This is a genomic window from Pedobacter sp. GSP4 (genome assembly GCF_051857575.1).
Classification (GTDB): Bacteria; Bacteroidota; Bacteroidia; order Sphingobacteriales; family Sphingobacteriaceae; genus Pedobacter.
In genome coordinates this window covers 107,244-124,922 of sequence record NZ_JBPZIR010000003.1, presented here as the reverse complement: position 1 = coordinate 124,922, position 17,679 = coordinate 107,244, and the positions used below count along the sequence as shown (strand labels likewise).

At 39.8% G+C, this 17,679-nt stretch carries 20 protein-coding genes; 11 read left to right on the top strand and 9 right to left on the bottom strand.

Annotated features, from left to right (window positions below; genetic code table 11):
- Positions 1-71: 71 nt before the first annotated feature.
- From ACS5PU_RS07740 to ACS5PU_RS07730, 3 genes are all read left to right on the top strand, one after another.
- Positions 72-680: a superoxide dismutase gene (locus ACS5PU_RS07740; RefSeq protein WP_025141449.1), complete on the top strand. Its 609-nt coding sequence runs from the start codon at positions 72-74 to the stop codon at positions 678-680.
- Positions 681-778: 98 nt separating this feature from the next.
- Complete coding sequence (locus tag ACS5PU_RS07735) at positions 779-1,240, top strand: hypothetical protein (protein WP_439458711.1); 462 nt, start codon at positions 779-781, stop codon at positions 1,238-1,240.
- A 38-nt stretch (positions 1,241-1,278) separates the two neighbouring features.
- Positions 1,279-1,518, top strand: coding sequence for a hypothetical protein (locus tag ACS5PU_RS07730; RefSeq protein ID WP_439458710.1), 240 nt, complete (start codon positions 1,279-1,281; stop codon positions 1,516-1,518).
- Positions 1,519-1,713: 195 nt separating this feature from the next.
- Here ACS5PU_RS07730 and ACS5PU_RS07725 read toward each other — a convergent pair whose 3' ends face one another.
- Both ACS5PU_RS07725 and fcl read right to left on the bottom strand, forming a co-directional pair.
- Complete coding sequence (locus ACS5PU_RS07725) at positions 1,714-2,646, bottom strand: LysR substrate-binding domain-containing protein (RefSeq protein WP_439458709.1); 933 nt, start codon at positions 2,644-2,646, stop codon at positions 1,714-1,716.
- 271 nt (positions 2,647-2,917) lie between these two features.
- Positions 2,918-3,844, bottom strand: a complete 927-nt coding sequence (gene fcl, locus ACS5PU_RS07720; protein ID WP_439458708.1) for a GDP-L-fucose synthase — start codon at positions 3,842-3,844, stop codon at positions 2,918-2,920.
- A gap of 113 nt (positions 3,845-3,957) precedes the next feature.
- Between fcl and trmB the strand changes: the two genes are divergently transcribed.
- From trmB to ACS5PU_RS07695, 5 genes are all read left to right on the top strand, one after another.
- A complete protein-coding gene (gene trmB, locus ACS5PU_RS07715) occupies positions 3,958-4,608 on the top strand; it encodes a tRNA (guanosine(46)-N7)-methyltransferase TrmB (RefSeq protein ID WP_439458707.1) in 651 nt (216 codons plus the stop codon).
- On the top strand, positions 4,608-4,943 hold the full coding sequence (locus ACS5PU_RS07710) for an MGMT family protein (RefSeq protein WP_439458706.1): 336 nt from the start codon (positions 4,608-4,610) through the stop codon (positions 4,941-4,943). The genes trmB and ACS5PU_RS07710 overlap by 1 nt, the downstream gene beginning before the upstream one ends.
- A 58-nt stretch (positions 4,944-5,001) precedes the next feature.
- Positions 5,002-5,355, top strand: a complete 354-nt coding sequence (locus ACS5PU_RS07705) for a carboxymuconolactone decarboxylase family protein (RefSeq protein ID WP_439458705.1) — start codon at positions 5,002-5,004, stop codon at positions 5,353-5,355.
- Between the two features lie 189 nt (positions 5,356-5,544).
- Positions 5,545-6,123, top strand: a complete 579-nt coding sequence (locus ACS5PU_RS07700; RefSeq protein WP_439458704.1) for a DNA-3-methyladenine glycosylase I — start codon at positions 5,545-5,547, stop codon at positions 6,121-6,123.
- Positions 6,108-6,656: a GNAT family N-acetyltransferase gene (locus tag ACS5PU_RS07695; RefSeq protein ID WP_439458703.1), complete on the top strand. Its 549-nt coding sequence runs from the start codon at positions 6,108-6,110 to the stop codon at positions 6,654-6,656. Before ACS5PU_RS07700 ends, ACS5PU_RS07695 begins: the two co-directional genes overlap by 16 nt.
- Positions 6,657-6,660: 4 nt before the next feature.
- Here ACS5PU_RS07695 and ACS5PU_RS07690 read toward each other — a convergent pair whose 3' ends face one another.
- Together ACS5PU_RS07690 and ACS5PU_RS07685 are read right to left on the bottom strand one after the other, a co-directional pair.
- Entirely contained in the window at positions 6,661-7,341 is a 681-nt protein-coding gene (locus ACS5PU_RS07690) for a hypothetical protein (RefSeq protein ID WP_439458702.1), read from the bottom strand.
- Between the two features lie 47 nt (positions 7,342-7,388).
- A complete protein-coding gene (locus tag ACS5PU_RS07685; protein WP_439458701.1) occupies positions 7,389-8,159 on the bottom strand; it encodes a hypothetical protein in 771 nt (256 codons plus the stop codon).
- Between the two features lie 157 nt (positions 8,160-8,316).
- Between ACS5PU_RS07685 and polA the strand changes: the two genes are divergently transcribed.
- From polA to ACS5PU_RS07670, 3 genes are all read left to right on the top strand, one after another.
- Positions 8,317-11,124 carry a DNA polymerase I gene (gene polA, locus ACS5PU_RS07680; protein ID WP_439458700.1) on the top strand — a complete coding sequence of 936 codons (2,808 nt, stop codon included), beginning with the start codon at positions 8,317-8,319 and terminating at the stop codon, positions 11,122-11,124.
- A gap of 1 nt (position 11,125) precedes the next feature.
- Positions 11,126-12,019, top strand: a complete 894-nt coding sequence (locus ACS5PU_RS07675) for an energy transducer TonB (RefSeq protein ID WP_439458699.1) — start codon at positions 11,126-11,128, stop codon at positions 12,017-12,019.
- A 143-nt stretch (positions 12,020-12,162) separates the two neighbouring features.
- Complete coding sequence (locus tag ACS5PU_RS07670; protein WP_439458698.1) at positions 12,163-12,501, top strand: hypothetical protein; 339 nt, start codon at positions 12,163-12,165, stop codon at positions 12,499-12,501.
- 177 nt (positions 12,502-12,678) lie between these two features.
- Here the strand turns inward: ACS5PU_RS07670 and ACS5PU_RS07665 are convergent, their stop codons facing one another.
- The 5 genes from ACS5PU_RS07665 to ACS5PU_RS07645 all read right to left on the bottom strand — a co-directional run bounded on the left by ACS5PU_RS07665 (position 12,679) and on the right by ACS5PU_RS07645 (position 17,669).
- Positions 12,679-13,356, bottom strand: coding sequence for a metal-dependent hydrolase (locus tag ACS5PU_RS07665; RefSeq protein WP_439458697.1), 678 nt, complete (start codon positions 13,354-13,356; stop codon positions 12,679-12,681).
- Positions 13,357-13,450: 94 nt separating this feature from the next.
- Entirely contained in the window at positions 13,451-13,756 is a 306-nt protein-coding gene (locus ACS5PU_RS07660) for a YbaB/EbfC family nucleoid-associated protein (protein WP_439458696.1), read from the bottom strand.
- Between the two features lie 71 nt (positions 13,757-13,827).
- Entirely contained in the window at positions 13,828-15,060 is a 1,233-nt protein-coding gene (locus ACS5PU_RS07655; protein ID WP_439458695.1) for a serine hydrolase domain-containing protein, read from the bottom strand.
- A 68-nt stretch (positions 15,061-15,128) separates the two neighbouring features.
- A complete protein-coding gene (locus ACS5PU_RS07650; RefSeq protein ID WP_439458694.1) occupies positions 15,129-15,680 on the bottom strand; it encodes a cupin domain-containing protein in 552 nt (183 codons plus the stop codon).
- 210 nt (positions 15,681-15,890) lie between these two features.
- Positions 15,891-17,669, bottom strand: coding sequence for a DUF885 domain-containing protein (locus ACS5PU_RS07645; protein ID WP_439458693.1), 1,779 nt, complete (start codon positions 17,667-17,669; stop codon positions 15,891-15,893).
- Positions 17,670-17,679: the final 10 nt, after the last annotated feature.

The window sequence follows — 17,679 nt, the reverse complement described above, 5'->3', positions numbered from 1 at the left end:
TGAACAAATCTTAACGTTCTAATGTTATATTTGCTACAAGAAACATTTTTAAATCTTTAAACATAAACATTATGGCTTTTGAATTACCTGCGTTACATTACGCAACCGATGCATTAGAACCGCATATTGATAAAACTACCATGGAAATTCACCATGATAAACATCATCAAGCTTACGTTACCAACTTAAACAAAGCATTAGAAGGTAAGCCTGAAGCGACTTCAAGCATCGAGGAAATTGTAAAACACATTTCAAAATTCCCAGCTGCTGTTAGAAACAATGGTGGCGGTCATTATAACCACTCTTTGTTCTGGAACATTTTAGGCCCAAATAAAGGTGGCGAGCCTACAGGCGACTTAGCTAAAGCAATTAACGAAACTTTCGGTTCGTTTGCTGAGCTTAAAACTAAATTACAGGAAGCTGGAGCAACCCGTTTTGGTTCGGGCTGGGCTTGGTTATCTGTTGGTGCTGATAAAAAACTTCAGGTTTCTTCTACACCAAACCAAGATAATCCTTTAATGGATATTGCTGAGGTAAAAGGTACGCCAATTTTAGGTATTGATGTTTGGGAACACGCATATTACTTAAAATATCAGAACAAACGTCCTGATTACTTAGCAGCAATTTGGAATGTTGTAAACTGGGATGCAGTAGCTGAACTTTACAAAAAAGCTTTGTAAGCCAAATTCCAATAAAAATTTAAGAAAGTCCCGGTGTAAATCGGGACTTTCTTGTTTTAAGATAATTAAGTAACTTCGCACATATCAAAATGTTCGAAATGAAAAGGCTTGTAATTTTATTTTTAATTGTTGTCGGAGTTAATGGATTGGTGAGCGCACAGCAAAATAAGGTGCCAACACCTACCGAAATTGCACAAAAGAATGTTGATGATCTGGATAAAAGGCTAAAACTGAACGGCACCCAAAAAAGTGTGATCTACAGCTTTACTTACAACCAGGCCAAAGAGCAGGCCGATTTAATTAAAAGGCAGCAGGCTGGTAATTCGCGCGAGGAAGATGTAGATAAATTTTACAAGCTACAAAATGAAACTTCGAAAAACATCCGCAATGTTTTAAGGCCCGAGCAACAATTAGAATACGATAAAGTTATTGAAGAGCGTTTAAGTGGAAAAGGCCTAAAAGCTAAAAACAAGAAAAAGAAAAAAGGCGAGGAAGAAGAAGTTGAAAGCGATATTAAAGGTCTGCTTTCAGCACCTCCTGTAGAGAAACAAAACCAATAATTTTATTCAGGAGCACATTTTGCAATAGGATTTTACAGATGCCAGAAATAATTTTAGGCGCGGTTGTGCTGGGATTGTTGCTGTCGCCACAGCTTTTAGCAGGCTTTTTGGCCAAGAGAACGGGCCGTAAATTTTGGTTCTGGTTTTTGATCTCCTTTTTAATCCCTATTATTTCGCTGATTATTTTAGTTCTGCTAGAAGATAAAAATCCAAAGGTATCGAGCTATAAATTAGCTGATCATGTAGATAAAGATAAGGAATTGGCTGCTGAGTTTTAAATTAAAACAATCATTCAATCTAATTCACAAAAAAAAGTCGTCATTGCGAGGCACTAAGCAATCCTAATGCTTTCGCGAGTAGCGATCGCTGTAAGATGCTTCGGCGGCTCATCAAGCCTTCTCGTACTCAAGATCGCGGAGTAAAACTTTGCAAAATTTCCACTTGCGCTGTCCCTTTTAAACTTCGCAAGAAGCTTAAATCCCAACAATATCTTTTTTCTTTTTTTGCTTCATAGCCTTGGGTATAATTTCCAATATCTCATCTTTCAAAGCATTAAGCATCCGTTTTTTAATGAAGTTTTTATGCGTTACCAAACTGATTTCGCGTACGGGCTCCGGAGATTTAAAATGGCGGATTTTGCTTGACTGTTTTGCATTTAACTCTGCAATAGCCAGTTCAGGCAATAAAGTAGCGCCGCCATTCAGATCAACCATTCTAACCAAAGTTTCTACACTGCCGGTATTATACTCTAAGCCCTGAAGCCGGTTGTTCTTGGTAGAGCGGCAAATATTCAAAACCTGGTTGCGCATGCAATGGCCCTCGTTTAATAGCCAGATGTTTTCATCGTTCAGGTCTTCTGCATCAACTGCTTTCTTCTTATACAGTTTGCTGTTTTTGCTGATGTAACTTACAAAGTTTTCGTAATACAATGGAACTTCTGTAATGTTGGCATCTGTTAAAGGCGTGGCCAAGATGCCGCAGTCCAACACCCCGGTTTTTAGGTGATGGATGATGTCTTCTGTAGTATATTCCCAGATAAGGAGTTTGAGTTCAGGGTATTTTTCGAGCATGGCCGAAATAACTTCTGGCAGTAAATATGGGGCAACGGTTGGAATAACCCCTATCCGTAATTCGCCCAGAACATCTTGTTGCTGGCTGTTGATCAGCTCCTTTATTTTTCCGCTTTCCTGTAATGTAATTCTGGCCTGTGCAATAATCTGGGTGCCAATTTCTGTTGGACTTACTGGCTGTTTACTTCTGTCGAAAATTTTAACACTCAGTAGTTCCTCCAGTTTTTGTACCTGCATGCTTAAAGTAGGCTGTGTTACAAAACACTTATCCGCAGCAGTTACAAAACTTCTATAAGTGTCTACTGCAACAATGTATTCGAGCTGAACTAAGGTCATATAGTTGAAATTGATTTATAATATCAAATATATAAATTATAACTATACTAAGAAATGATTGAGGGATAGATTGATTGAATGCCAGAATTTTGAATGAGAGAATGATGGGTTTTAAGCTGTTTGTTTAGCTAGATTATCACCCGTCAGTGCTATTATATAAATGATATCTATAATTAATGGGTGAATGATTGAATTTTTAATGAGTGAATTATTGAATGTGAGTTGTTATCATAACCATTCAATAATTCGAAACTCACTCATTCAGTCACTTTTAATATCTGCTTTCAAAATCCTGATAAGCCAAGGCAATACCTTCTGGTAATTCGATTTTATGTTTCCAGCCTAAATTGTGCAGTTTGGTTACATCCATCAATTTGCGGGGCGTTCCATCTGGCTTGCTGGCATCGAATACCAATTCGCCCTCAAAACCCAGTACATCCTTAATCAATAAAGCTAAATCTTTAATGGTTAAATCGTGTCCGGTGCCGATGTTAATAAGATGAGGTTCGTTATAGTTCTGCATCAAAAAATAACAGGCATCGGCCAAGTCATCTGCAAATAAAAACTCGCGCATTGGTGAGCCTGATCCCCATACCACTACTTCTTTTTCGTTGTTTGCTTTTGCTTCGTGTACTTTACGGATCAGTGCCGGTAAAACGTGCGAATTTTGAGGGTGGTAATTGTCGTTGAACCCATATAAATTGGTTGGCATTACCGAAATAAAATTACAGCCGTACTGATCGCGGTAGGCATCGCACATTTTAATGCCTGCAATTTTAGCAATGGCATATGGCTCATTGGTATGCTCTAAGGTTCCTGTTAAAAGGTAATCTTCTTTTAAGGGCTGCGGAGCCATTTTAGGGTAGATACAGCTCGATCCTAAAAACATTAATTTCTTAACGCCATTTACATAAGCGTTATGTATCACGTTGTTCTGTATGGCTAAATTCTCATAAAGAAAATCGGCCCTATATGTGTTATTGGCTACAATACCGCCTACTTTAGCGGCAGCAAGAAATACATAATCAGGTTTTTCTACGGCAAAGAAATCGGTAACAGCCTGTTGGTTGCGCAAATCCAGTTCATCCGAAGTTCTGGTGATGATGTGCTCGTAACCTTCTTTTTGCAGTTTGCGGTAAATGGCCGACCCAACCATACCACGATGGCCTGCAACGTATATTTTAGCTTTCTTTTCCACGGTATTTTTTATAGGCTACAAAAATACAATTCCTAAATAACAATGGCATTAATCTTTATGGCAAAAGAAACTCCGATTATCTATTTAATTGTATTTTTGCAGAAAAAAAACTTTTGGGTAAAGATAAACTTAGGCGTTTTGCAGAAATCGAAACATTTGCAAACGTATATCAATTAGAAGAAGGAAAAGCGTTAAAGGGAAACTGGGCTTCAACGCATTTTAAAAACGAAAATCCTGTTGTGCTGGAGCTGGCATGCGGTAAGGGAGAATATTCGGTAAACCTGGCAAGGTTATTCCCCGAAAAGAATTTTATTGGCGTCGATTATAAAGGCAACCGCATTTGGCGTGGTGCTAAAACAGCTATTGAAGATGGAATCGGGAATGTGGCCTTTTTAAGGATCCAGATTGAAAATATACTGGATTACTTTAATGACGGGGAGATTGATGAAATATGGATTACATTTCCAGATCCGCAACCTCAGGATAGCCGTGAGAAAAAACGCTTGACTTTCCCGACATTTTTAAACCGTTACAAGCAGGTTTTAAAAGCTGGCGGTTGCGTAAATTTAAAAACGGATAACGATCAGCTTTACGCTTATACCTGCGAAAAGGTGGCCGAACTGGGATTAATTATCCATAAAAATACCGATCACCTGTATACTTCTGAATTGGTTGATGAAGTGCTATCCATCAAAACTTATTACGAGAAAAAATATTTATTACACGATAAGAATATCAATTACATTCAATTTTCATTTGAATAATGGATACTAATTTTTATGAGCAGGTTTACGAAATTGCCCGTTTAATCCCCAAGGGAAGGGTAACTTCTTATGGCGCCATAGCCAAAAGCCTTGGCGCAGCAAAATCATCCAGAATGGTTGGGCATGCCATGGCCTACGCCGGAACAGCACATCCAAAGGTGCCTGCTCACCGCGTGGTAAACAGCAGTGGTTTACTTACCGGAAAGTTTCATTTTGATCCGCCTGCATCAATGGAACAACTTTTAAGACAGGAAGGTGTTGAAGTTAAAAATGATAAGGTGCTTAACTTTAAACAGGTGTTCTGGAATCCTTTGGAAGAAATCAATCTTGACTGAATAAATTAATATTAATGTCATTCTCACTCAAAAATCATTCATTCAATATTTAATACACATGGGAAAGTTAGTAGAAGAATTTAATGGCTATCGCGAAAAAATGAACGATAGGATTATGGAAACAGCGAATACAAATATCAAAAGGTTTTTCGCGCTGGATACCACTTCCTACGCCGATGGAGCCCTTGATGTTAAAACCAAAGAAATGTTGGGTCTCGTTGCATCGATGGTGCTCCGTTGCGATGACTGCATTAAATATCACTTGGGCAAATGTTTTGATGCAGGTGTAAACAGTGATGAAATGAACGAAATTTTTATGATCGCTAACCTGGTTGGCGGTAGCATCGTTATCCCGCATTACAGAAGAGCTGTTGAGTATTGGGATGAACTAAGTTCGGATTTGGGAGTTTAGCGTTGTTTCGGAGAAAAACCTCAATACACAAGCCGTCATTTCGAGCGAACCCGATAGCTATCGGGTGCAACGTAGTCGAGAAATCTATCTCGAGATAGATTTTCTCTCCCGAATATTCGGGCCTGCGCTTCATCCGATAGCTATCGGATCGAGGTGACGACAATATTTATAACATTTATAAAATACGCTATGCAAAACTCCCAAGCTCCCAATTCAAAAATACGCTGCAGCTGGGCCGGTTCCGATCCGCTCTACATTAAATACCATGATGAAGAATGGGGGAAGCCAGTTTACGATGATCAGATTTTATTTGAATTTTTGATATTGGAAGGTGCGCAGGCCGGTTTAAGCTGGATCACCATTCTCCGTAGGCGCGAAAACTACCGTAAAGCCTTTGCAGGTTTTGATGCGGAAAAAGTAGCGGCTTTTACCGAGAAGGATGTAGAAAGATTAATGGGCGATGAAGGGATTATCCGCAACCGTTTAAAGGTTAACGGGGCCATTACCAATGCCAGGTTATTTCTCGAAGTACAAAAAGAATTCGGCAGTTTCTCTAAATACATGTGGAGCTTTGTGCCTGATGGCAAGCCTATTTTAAACCACATTGAAAAAATGGGCGATGTGCCGGCCAGAACAGAACTTTCTGACCGGATAAGCAAGGACATGAAAAAACGTGGGTTTAAATTTTTCGGAACCACCATCTGCTATGCGCACATGCAGGCTACCGGAATGGTCAACGATCATCTGTTGAATTGCTGTGCAAGGTAATGATTGGCCGTTCTACGCTCCATACCGATAGATTTTTATTAAGGCAGTTTCAGCCTGATGACCTCCCAAATGTTTTTAAAGGGCTATCTCATCCCGATGTTATCCGTTATTACGGGGTTAGTTATACAAGTTTAGAAGCCAGCAAAGAGCAGCTATCTTGGTTTAATACACTGCAACAGTATGAAACAGGTATTTGGTGGGCCATTTGCAATAAGGCTAACCTTACATTTGTTGGTGCCATTGGGTTTAATGATTTAAACAAGGCTGAGCAGAAAGCCGAAATCGGATTTTGGCTGTTGCCCGAATACTGGGGCGCTGGTATAATTAAAGAAGTGGCTGCCTCGGTTTGCCATTTCGCATTTCAAAACTTAAACCTCAAATGTATTGAAGCCATTGTAGAAAGGGAAAATGAGAACTGCAGAAGGGCTTTACAAAAACTCGGATTTAATTATCTCGGCACACGTGAAAACTGCGAAATTAAAAACGGTAAATACATCAGCTTAGAAAGCTATTTGAAATTGCTCGGTAGCTAGCGCGTTATTTCTTGCCCGCGTTATATTCTTTCACCCATTCTATAACATCCCTGCTATTAAAATCGGCACTGGCCTCAACCTTGGCTTTTAGGCTGGGCTGATCGCCTAATTTCTGCAAGAGGATATTTTTAACTTCGTTTTTTTTCCCTTCTTCGGTAATGGCTTTCATCGGCACTTCCTGTAGCGGTCCGGCGCCAGGTTTTTCGATAAAATAACGCACCATAGGTGCTCCGGCCGGTCTTTCGGGAGCTGCATTATTTCCGCCACCAATACTAATTCCTCCACCCATGCCCATGCCGCCAAAACCTCCTGTGCCGGTTCCAATACCAATGGATGGTCTGAATTTTACTTTCTTTTCTTTCACAGCAGGGATCAAAGTTCCCCCTCCAAAAGCGTAAAGGTTAACTGTTCCCATTTCGATTACCTTAACAAAACGATATTCGAAATTGCGGCCATTTGCAAAACCCTTGCTCACAAAACTATCACCATTCCAAAAGAAATTTTTGATGTCTTTAGCTGGTAATATCACATCTGCTTCATCATTGGCGCTGATAAAAACAGAAAAATAATCGGTGCCTTTTATCGTTCCGCGGATTACTTCATCGTTATTTTTAACAATAAAATCCTGCGCAGAAAGTTGATTTACCGCGAAGAAAAAAAGAAATACAGAAAACAGAAATTTCATATGATCAATGGCTTTTCACAAATAACGGAACTTAATTTCAAAACGTACTAATTCAGGTTGATTTTGATGTTACCTGTTTCTATATCCGGATGTTCTCTTTGAAAAGAATTAAATGATTCTCTCATTTTATTTAAGGCATAAACTTTCGAGTTGCTGATGTTTTTGCCCAGGGCATAAAATCTATTGATGACGTAAATCTTAAATAAAAATTCTTTTAGTTCGGCCGAAGCCTGTGTATCTGTCATCACTTTGGCTAAATTTTCCCGATCAACAAAATTAATCACGCCTATACGGGAAGCAATATAATTGGCGATTTTATTGATACTATCCTGTTGACTGCTGAAAACATTTTTGGCTGTATTGATCTTTTCAATAGCGCTTAATTGTGGGGCAATCTCCTTTGCCAAAACCGCTTTGTTAAGTACTATTAGCCCTTTTGGCACAAAGAAAGTAGAATCGATATGATATGGATCTACAAATAGGGATAGGGTATCTTTTGTGCTCGGATTTACCAAAATATACCGGTCTACAATGCCTGTGCTGGTATGTTCGCTTCTCCTTTTGGTAAAATCAATCCTTGATCCGTCAGGCCAGCGGTATGAATTTTCAAGTTTAGCCATCCTTAAACTCAAATAACTTCTATCGGCTATGTTTTTAAAAGCACCGGTACCTATTGGGCGGTTGATAGAGGTACCATATCCAGCAATTTCACCTTTCAGGTTTTCAAAAGTAACATAGGTAACCAAAGTATCAGATGGGAGTTGGGCTTTAACAAAGTTTGCAAGCAGGCAAAAGAATAATGTACCTAATATTTTCATAGCGCGTTTTATGTAATGATGATGAAAGTTAAAGAATTCAATAATTTATTTTTAATTTTTTTGTTGATAAAGCATTTTACCGATATGATTAACTTTGGTTACTTTTATCATCTGATAAAGCTATTTATCGGTGTAATTCTTAAAACAGTGTAATCACATGAATAAAAAACTCTTTCTTTTAGATGGAATGGCGTTAATGTACAGAGCGCATTTTGCATTAAGTAAAAACCCTCGTTTTACCTCAACAGGTATCAATACATCAGCCGTAATGGGATTTACCAATACTTTATTGGATGTTTTAAAGAAAGAAAAACCAACACATATTGCTGTTGTTTTTGATACGGAGGCACCGACCGAAAGACATACTACTTTTGAGGCTTATAAAGCACAGCGACAGGCTATGCCCGAAGATTTGGCTGCGGCCATGCCTTACGTAATCAAATTAATTACGGGCTTTAATATTCCGGTAATTACTTCTGATGGTTATGAGGCTGATGATATTATTGGAACACTGGCCAAAAAGGCCGAACAGAAAGGGTATCAGGTTTACTGTATGACCCCCGATAAGGATTTTGCACAACTGGTTTCTGAAAATATTTTTATTTACAAGCCCGCCCGCATGGGTAACGATATGGAAATATTGGGCGTTAAGGAAGTACTGGCCAAGTGGGAAATTGAAAATGTACTGCAGGTAATCGATATTTTGGGTTTATGGGGCGATGCAGTTGATAATATTCCTGGTATACCGGGGATAGGCGAAAAAACAGCCAAAGCTTTGATCAAACAATATGGTTCGATGGAGGAGATTATTGCCAACTCGCACCAATTAAAGGGCAAGCAGCGCGAAAACGTAGAGAATTTTGCCGAACAGGGCCTGCTCTCTAAAAAACTGGCTACTATTTTATTGGATGTTCCTGTTGAACTGGATGAGGCCAATTTGGAGCTTTGCGATCCAAGCCGCGATTTGTTGGAGCCTTTATTTACCGAGCTTGAATTTAGGACTTTGGGCCGCAGGGTATTCGGCGATGAATTTTCGGTTACTACAGCGCGCTTTCAGGAAGGTACGCAAACTGATTTATTCGGTAATCAGTCCGGAGAAGCTATTCAATACACCAATACCCTCGAAGAAGAACCTGCCGAAAAGCTTCCGGCCAAAACCATAGAAAATACCGGGCACGATTATCAACTGGTTGATACCGTCGAGAAAAGGGCCGATCTGATTAAATTGCTGCTGGCCGAAAAACGGATCTCATTTGATACCGAAACAACCGGTACCGATGCGAACATTGCCGATCTGGTTGGCCTTTCGTTCTCGATCAAACCCGGCACAGGTTATTATATCCCGGTACCTGCCGAGCGTGCAGAAGCGCAGGCCATTGTAGATGAATTTAGGATTGTATTGGAGGATGAAAACATTGAAAAAATTGGGCAGAATACCAAATATGATATTTTAGTGCTGAAATGGTATGGCCTACAGGTAAGGGGCAAACTTTTTGATACCATGCTGGCCCACTACCTTATTGATCCTGATACCCGCCATGGGATGGATGTTTTATCGGAGAATTATTTAGGCTACTCGCCTATTTCCATTACCAAATTAATTGGTGCTAAAGGCAAAAACCAGTTAACCATGCGCGATGTGCCCGTAGTGGATGTGGTAGATTATGCCGCAGAAGATGCAGACGTAACTTTGCAGTTGGCGCATATATTCGAACCCAAATTAACCGAACTAAATGCCGCCAAGCTGGCCGAAGAAATTGAAAATCCTTTGGTTTATGTATTGGCCGATATCGAAAAAGAGGGCGTACGCATTGATATCGAAACTCTTCAGGCTTATTCAAAAGAGCTTGAAACCGATATTATTAAGTTTGAACAGAACGTTTACGATAAGGCGGGCATCAAATTTAACCTGGCATCGCCAAAACAGCTGGGCGAAGTTTTATTTGATAAACTGCAGCTCGATCCTAAAGCAAAAAAAACCAAAACCGGTCAATACCAAACTGGAGAAGATGTTTTAATGGCCTTAGCAGGCAAAAGTGATATAGTACAGGATATTTTGGATTTCCGCCAGTTGCAGAAATTGAAATCAACTTATGTTGATGCACTTCCACTGATGGTTAACCCCAAAACCGGTAGGGTACATACTTCTTATAACCAAGCGGTGGCGGCTACAGGACGCTTAAGTTCCAACAACCCGAACCTACAGAATATCCCGATCCGCACCGAGCGAGGCAGAGAAGTACGTAAAGCCTTTATTGCCCGCGATGAAAACCACATCCTGTTATCGGCCGATTACTCGCAGATCGAACTGCGCATTATTGCCGAAATCAGTAAAGAAGAAAATATGCTCGATGCTTTTAGTAAAGGCATCGATATCCATACCGCTACCGCCGCTAAAGTATACGGTGTAAGCATAGAGGAGGTAGATAGCACACAGCGCCGAAATGCCAAAGCAGTAAACTTTGGGATTATTTATGGTCAATCTGCCTTTGGTTTATCTCAAAACTTAGGTATTCCACGTAAGGAAGCTGCCGAAATTATTGAGCAGTATTTTGCACAATACCCGGGGATTAAGCGCTACATGAGCGATACCATGAACTTTGCACGGGAGAATGGCTTTGTAGAAACGATAATGGGTAGAAGACGTTACCTCAGAGACATTAACTCGGCCAACCAAACCGTAAGGGGCTTTGCCGAACGAAATGCGATTAACGCGCCTATACAGGGCTCGGCTGCAGATATGATCAAAATTGCCATGATTAATATCCATAAAGAAATGAAAGCCCAAAAGCTACAATCAACCATGACCATGCAGGTGCATGATGAGTTGGTTTTTGATGTGCTGAAATCAGAGAAAGAGATTATGAAGGGGATTATTCAGGATAAGATGGCCAATGCCATAAAGCTAACTGTACCAATTGTGGTAGAAATTGGCGAAGGCGATAACTGGCTAGCTGCACATTAAGATGAAGGCGCTCTCTATATTCTTTGTATGCTACTTCCTGTCCATGGCGTGCATGGCCCAGCAAAGCGATACGTTGATTACATATAACTTTGGGGGTATTCCTACCAAGAAGATAAATAAAGCAACTTCGTTGTATAAGGTGTTTAAGCAAGATAGTACAACTTGGATAAGGATTACATCTGATAAGAACCTTGTACCAATTAAAAGGGAGACATTCTCTGATTCGACCTTAACAAATTTGTATGGCACTTATACTTTGTACAAGAATGGGAAACCGTATATAAAGGGTAACTATCTTAATAATGAAAAAGCAGGAGCCTGGATTACGTATGGAAATGAAGCAAATGCGATAGAGACTAAAATGTATGCATTTAACTTATTAAATGGTTTATACGTGTCTTATTGGCCAAATTCTTCAGTATTTGAGCAGAAAACCTATGTGGATGATAAAGAAGTTGGAGAAAGAAAGTTATTTTACGAGAACGGAAAACTGGCTGTAAAGGAGGTTTTTGATGATAACGGTAAACTGATTGATAGTGCCTATCTTGATCAGGATGGTCAGGTAACATCGAGCAATAAGCTTATTGTACTTCCGCAGTATCCGGGAGGGATGCAAAAAATGTATGCCTTAATTGCTAAAGAACTTAAATATCCAAAAGAGGCCTTAAATGCTAATGCACAGGGAAAGGTTTTTCTCTCTTTTATTGTGGAAGAAAGTGGTGAAATAAGCCATGTAGCGCTGATTCTTGCTCCGCACCCAAGCTTGGGAGAAGAGGCGGTTCGCGTATTGAAATATATGCCCGATTGGATTCCGGGCACGGTATTGGGCAGACCAACAGCAATGAAATTCAATATCAATGTAGCCTTTACATTGGATGTAGGCTCGCATCGTTAAATTTTTTGATTATCTTCATTAAAACTTCATACCAATTATTCAATTTTATATCAACAAAGAACGAGTAAAACAAAAATTAAAGATTATGAAACCTCGGAGTGAAACGAAGAAGCTTCATAACAGCTAAAAAAAAATCAAAGAATATGAAAAAATTATTGAGTTTAATCGCAATCGCAGCATTTGGTTTAACAACAGCATTTGCTCAAACCCCAGCTACAGCACCGGCCAAAGCTAAAGTTGTAGCTAAAAAAGAAGTAAAAACTACTACTGCACCAGTTAAAGCAGGTGTTAAGCAAGAAGCTAAAAAAGTAGAAACTAAAACAACTACTACAGCTGCAAAAGTAAAGGCTGATGGAACGCCAGATATGCGTTTTAAAGAAAATAAAACAAAGGCAGTAACCAAAGTGGCAGGTCCAACTAAAAAAGACGGTACAGCTGATATGCGTTATAAAGCAAATAAAGAAGCTGCTAAAAAGAATTAGGTTTAGGTTTTATAATTTGAAGGGTCCCCGGTGTAAATCGAGGGCCCTTTTTTTTGTCCTAATTCCGTCATTGCGAGGAGGAACGACGAAGCAATCTTTTATACTTAGATTTTTTCTTTATAAAAAGATTGCTTCGTCGGCTGAAAAAGCCTTCTCGCAATGACAACTTGTTGAAAACTATAAACTTATTGTTTCGCCAATTTCTGGTAACAATAACGTTTTGTTTTCACGTTTAAACTTATCTAACGCGATTTTTGTATCAATTTCAATTACCGGAAAAGTATTGTAGTGCACACCGATTACTTTATCGCAATCGAAATATTTCGTGGCAACCAACGCATCGTCAACATCCATGGTATAGTTGCCGCCAATTGGTAAAATGGCATAATCTAGGTTGTAGATATCGGCCAGAACTTTCATTTCAATGGTTAAGCCTGTATCGCCAGCAAAATAAATCTGTTTGCCATCTAATTCTAAAACAAAGCCTGCAGGGTTGCCGCCATAGCTTCCATCGGGCAAACCAGAAGAATGCGTTGCCGGAACCATACGTACTGTTCCCCAATCGAAAGTAAATTTGCCAAAATTCATTCCATGCACTTTTTCTACGCCCTGCTTAGTGGCCCAATCCGTAATTTCAGGCATAGCAATAACTGTAGCCTGGGTTTGCTTGGCAAGGGCTACCAAATCTGCTACGTGGTCTCCGTGACCATGGCTAACTAAAATATAATCGGCCTCAATGGCTTTAATATCGATGTGTTTAGCCAATGGGTTATGGGATATGAAAGGATCGAAGAGTAATTTTTTGCCTGCTGCTTCAATTAAGAAACAAGATTGGCCGTAATAGGTATATTTCATGAGTATCAAGAACTAGGAATTAAGTGTAAAAACCAGATACTAAGCCCTGGAATAGCTTAAACAAGTAAAGCTGCTGTTTTGTTTACAGCGCAAACTATTGCCCAAACATGCCGCCTAAGCCGCCCAGCATATCTTTTGCCGATGATTGCATTTCGGCAGCACTTACCTGCTCTGCACTGGCCAAGGCTTTGTTAATTGCGGTTAATAACAGCTCTTCTAATTCTTCTTTATCTGCATTTTTTAGAAATTCTTCGTCAATGGCGATTCCAGTAATTGCTTTGTTTGCAGTTGCAGTAATTTTTATAGCACCATTTTCTACCTCTCCAAATACCGAAATGGTATCTAAACGCTTTTTAATTTCTTCGGCTTTTTGTTGTGCCGCAAATAATTTATCAAACATGGCTATCTATTTTTATGTTAAACGTATTTTGTGTAAAAATCTATATTCTCTAAAAGAAAAACCTTTGGTTTTTAATCTTCATCCGAACCTGGTAAACTTCCATTTCCATGGTATGCGCCCTTACGGATAACCGGCATGTTGAAATGTTTATACAGCTCATCAAGGTGCATTAAACTGCCATTGGTTAGGTTGCCCAAAAATATAATTACGATGTTCTTGTTTAAATCCCTCACGTAAATATGACGGAAACCGTGCCACCAGCCAGTGTGGTAAACTACCTTGTCCATTTTTTCGCCATCGAACATCCTCCAGCCATAGCCGTAGTTAAAATGGCCGTTTATAGGCTTGTTACGGCCCACATAAGCCGAATCGAGACTCTTTTGGCTGAGCAATCTTCCATTTTTCAGGTATTTATCAAATAACACCAAATCGTGTACTGTACTATAAATCCCTTTATCCCCAACAGGTCCATCTAAAAAGTTCTGCGCTACAGAATACCTAAAGCTATTTCGATCATGCCCCACTACATCAACCGGGATTTTTTCGTATTCGGTGGTGCTGTATACGTGGGTATGTTTTAACCCGGCAGGTTTAAATACGTGCTCCATCATGTACTGCGAATAACGTTGTCCGGTTACTTTTTCGATAATGGCCCCTAAAACCATAAAATTGGAGTTGTTGTAGTGGAAACGGTTATCGGGTTTGGTATATGGATTAGGCTTCCTTTCGGCAATAACATTCATTACTTCCTGGTTTGTTACGCCCTTTTTCATGTTGCGTTTCTCTTTGCGCCAAATGTCATCAATAAAATAAACGTAATTCATCATTCCGCTTCGGTGCGAAAGCAACAGTTTTACGGTTATGCCATCGTAGGGGAAATTAGGAAAGAATTTCTTTACGTTATCATTTAAAGATAGCTTACCAGCTTCTACCAGCTGCATAATCGCTGTACCTGTAAACGTTTTAGTGATAGAGGCCAACTCAAATTCAGAATTGATTTTTAAGCTATCGCGGTGTAGGTAATCGGCCCAACCTACAGCTTTTTCGTACAATATTTTACCGTCTTTAGCCACCAGCATGTTGCCGTTAAAATTATATTTTTTATGCAGGTTATCTACAAAATCGGCAATCCACTTATCTCCCTTCTCTGGATTATAAACCAATAGTAAGCTATCGGCTTTGTCATCCTCTTTGGTGCGGATTTTTTTTTCAGCAGCTTTTTTCTCTTCTGATTTTTTACTTGAGCAAGCAGTTAATAGGGTAACAGAGAGCGCTAATGCTGAACATATGTATCGAAAATTCATTTATATTAAGGATAGTGTATTTAAAACCCGAAAATTAAAGAATTTTAGACGGTTAAAACGAAAGAGTTTTACACATTTTCGCAGTTTTGGTTATACCAGCACTCAAATAAATGTCCTTTACTGCCATAAACAGGATCGCTGTCCGGATTTTTTACCTTAGCAATGGCTTCATCAGCTTCTGGGCGTTCTTCAGCATGGCCATATTTCATATCGTATTCAGCTCCATTTGGGTAAGCGCCAACCACGGTAAAATCATCGCTCGAGCTGAGTTTTTTATGGGCTACCCCAGCAGGAATAATTATTACATCGCCCTTATCCAGCTCAATGCAAACACCATGATCGCCCCCAAACTGCACATCGGCTTTGCCACAAAATACACCCATCACTTCGTGGGTATTGCTATGGTAATGGTGGTAATCGAAAATACCATCTACCCAAGCATTGGTATACCCGTTTTGCGCGAAAACTTTTTTGATTACGTCCTCACTGTCGTCGGGGTGCAGCCTCAGCGAGCCCTTATAAATCATCAAAGGTAAAATAGCATTGTTAGGGAAATTGCCGTTTTCTTCAATTTTATGCGCAACCAGATAAGCTTCTTGAATCAGTTTTTCTTTGTCCATAACCTAGGGTGTTTAATATTTAACAAATTAAGCACGAAAGGGTTTAGAATTTTCTTTTATTGCGATGGGTTTAAGGCCTGCGTAAAATTTAGCCTTGGGTTTAAACCCAAGGCTAAATGATTGCAATTTTTGCGATGGATTTAAACCCAAGGCTACATAATTGCAATTATTGCGATGGGTTTAAACCCATCGCAATAAGGCTAAAAACTATTATTTCTGGGTTTCAGCCCAAGCATCCATTTTAGTTTCGAAAACAGATAATGGGAAAGACCCATCTTTTAATACAGCAGTATGAAAGTCGGCCAGTTTGAATTTGGCTCCCAATTCTTTTTCATATTTGGTTCTTAATTCCCTTATTTTCATAGCACCTGTTTTGTAGCCCAATGCCTGTGCCGGAATACCCATGTAACGTTCTATTTCGGCAGTGGCACCTTCGGTACTGATGGCCTCATTATCGGTCATGTATTTTATAGCTTCCTCCCTGCTCATGTTTTTGGTGTGGATGGCCACATCAACTACCAAGCGGATGGCCCTGTGCATTTCATCGCCCAGTGCGCCCATGTACTGATAAGGATCTTGGTATAAGCCCAATTCTTTACCTAAAGATTCGCAGTACAATGCCCAGCCTTCTACATACGCATTATGCCCACCAAAACGGCGGAAGTTAGGGAGCAATTTATTTTCCTGTGTTAGAGAGATCTGGTAATGGTGACCAGGTATGGCCTCATGCAGGAAAAGCGACTCCATGCCTGATGTGGTATTGAATGTTTTGGCATCTAAAATCGGCACATAAAATATACCAGGACGTTTCCCATCAGCAGAACCCTGATTATACTCGGCACTGGCCGATGCTGCCCTGAAAGCTTCTGTTTGACGGATTTCGAAAGGTGTTTTAGGTTCAACAGCAAACATTTTTTTCAAATTGGGTTTCATGCGCTGGTGGATATCCTCAAAAGTAGCCAAAACTTCCTTTGGTGTTTTATAAGGCATAAATTTTTTATCGGTTTTCATGTACTCAAAAAATGCTTTCAAGTCTCCTTTAAAACCAACCAGATTTTTTATGCTATCCATCTGTCCCTTAATACGCGCAACTTCTTTTAAACCCGTTTGATAAATTTCTTCGGGGCTTTTGTTGGTGGTGGTTTGCTGTTTCACCAGATAGGTGTACCACTCAAGGCCACCAGGCATTGCAGCGTAACCCGAAGTTGTTCTGGCTTTTGGCAGGTATTCGTTTTGAAGGTAATCGCCCAGTTTCTTATAGGTTGGAATAATTACATTGCTTATCGCATTGCGGTAAGCTGCTGTTAATTTTTGTTTATCAGCTGCCGAAAAATCTGCCGGCAGCAAGTTTATTGGCCCATAGAACAAGCTTTTTTCAGGACTGGCCACAACCATGCTCTGCATTTGGGGAATCATTTTAACAACCAGGGCTTTTGGCAATACAATACCAGCGGCAGCACCCTTTTTAAAATTGGCTATAGCGGTATCGGCCCAAACCGAAAATGCGGTAACACGCTTTAACCAATCTTCGTAGTTTTTTACCGTTTTAAATGGCTGTGCGCCGGTTCCTGATCCCAATTGACCTATGGTTAAGGGTAAGGCAAACATCTGGTTAAAGGGAAGATATTCTGAATGATACTTTAATCCTTCCAAGTTCATATCCAACTGGTCTTTTAAATAATCAAAAGAGAGTTTATCTTCTGCGCCAAGTTCTGCCCTATTATATTTGCCCAAGCTATCCAAATAGCGTTGGTTAAAGTCTTTGTATTGTTTAATAAATGCCTGCGAACCATCGTTTGGCAACAAATCGTTATAGCGCTCATCGCCGATATAGGTGGCGCTGATTGGTGATAATTTTAATCCGTCCTGATAGTATTGTTCGCACATGGAAGCAAAAGCTTTATTCGCTGCGCCTTCATTGGAACTGTTTTTTTGCTTACAGGCGAGCAACGCGGTAATGCACGCAGTAAAAAGGAGTGTCTTGTTCATTTGGTTTTAA